The organism is Levilactobacillus andaensis, from assembly GCF_016861695.1.
Taxonomy (GTDB): Bacteria; Bacillota; Bacilli; order Lactobacillales; family Lactobacillaceae; genus Levilactobacillus; species Levilactobacillus andaensis.
On the sequence record NZ_BOLP01000039.1, the window covers coordinates 1 to 1,379 of the forward strand.

Below are 1,379 nucleotides of genomic sequence, written 5' to 3' on the forward strand. Positions count from 1 at the left end.
CAGGTGTTTCAGAATCGGGCGGGACTGGGGAAGACGTGGTGTCTACGGATCCTGCAAGGACAACCTTATCGGTAGGCTGTCAGTGCAGTAATGGATCTTGACCTAATGTCACGAAGCGGCAGAGGCGGAGTGACTAGCGGAGCAGGAAGCGGGGTGACTAAGCCAGGCAGAGAGGCGGAGCGACTAAGCAGGTGAGTGAGGCGGAGCGACTAAGCGGAGCGGAGGCGAACTGGTCCCAGATAATGACAGAGATATATTGAGTATCGTAGTCATAGGTAATAATAAGTAAGCACATACCTGGTCCCAGATAATGACAGAGAGGTCAAGATAAGGGACCAGGCTGTGGAGGGTTGGCTATATATACATAATCTAGTCTGCGAGAAACAACGATGTAATACTGTACAGTTTAGGAACAAGGAAGGTGGCGGAAGCCAGTAGAAAGAGAAGATGGGTCAGGTGGATCAGTAATCGATGGGGGTTTGACAGTGATGGGATGATGTATCGTACAAGTAAAGGCGTCGAGACGGTGAGAAAAGGAAAATGATAGGGGCTGCGTACTTTATGACATTACCCCCCTCCTTATGACCATTGCCCTCGATGGTCAAGGCTTTGCCGCTGTTGGGTGTTTTTTATGAAAGGCCCGAACAATTTTTGGTGCTCGACTGAGGTTGGCTGCGGGTTCCCAAGAGTTGTGCCCTGCGTCGTAACCTTTCCACTTAACCAAATATTCCAACTTCTTCCATCGAACCCGGCTGTCTAAGATCTCCTCTACTTCGTATTCCGGTTCGTCTTCATCCTCTAAGTATACCGGCTCTGGTGGTGTTGGTATTTCGCCATTAATGGAGTTACCTTTCCAGGGGTATAGTTTATCAACATGGAAGACGGGATGGAGGCGATCTAGGGATAGGGGAAGGTCAAGGCGGTAGTCTAAAGGGCCAATTTTCTCCAGAATGCGATAAGGGCCAAGCTGTCGATCTCCTAACTTTTCACTGGAAAGCTGAAGGTTAATGTCCTCTGCACTGAGCCAGACTAGGTCTCCAACTTTAAATTGATGAGCTTTCCGCTTCCCGCGTTCGTATCCCTCCTTCTGTTGTTTCTTTCCTAGGTGTAAGGCAGCTCCGGCATCTTGTCGCGCTTCTCGGAGAATCCGTATACGGTCATCCACAGCTGGAATACCGCTGCGTTGGCCCACTGGGATATTGAACAGGGGAAGATAGCCGTAGGTTAGCTCGAACGGGGACATGCCTAGCGCAGAATGAGTCCGTGAGTTAATCACAAACTCCGCCATGGGAAGGTGCTCTGCCCAGTCATCTTGTCGTCGTCCCACATAGAGGCGGATGTATTTCTCTACTTCCTGATTTGCTCGTTCGGTTTGGCCA

Annotated in this window: 1 protein-coding gene; it reads right to left on the reverse strand. The window is 50.2% G+C overall.

Features of this window, described 5'->3' with window-relative positions; translation table 11 throughout:
• Positions 1–601 precede the first annotated feature (601 nt).
• Positions 602–1,379 (reverse strand): chromo domain-containing protein (locus tag JUF10_RS14285; RefSeq protein WP_203643419.1); only part of this gene is annotated, 778 nt, incomplete at its 5' end.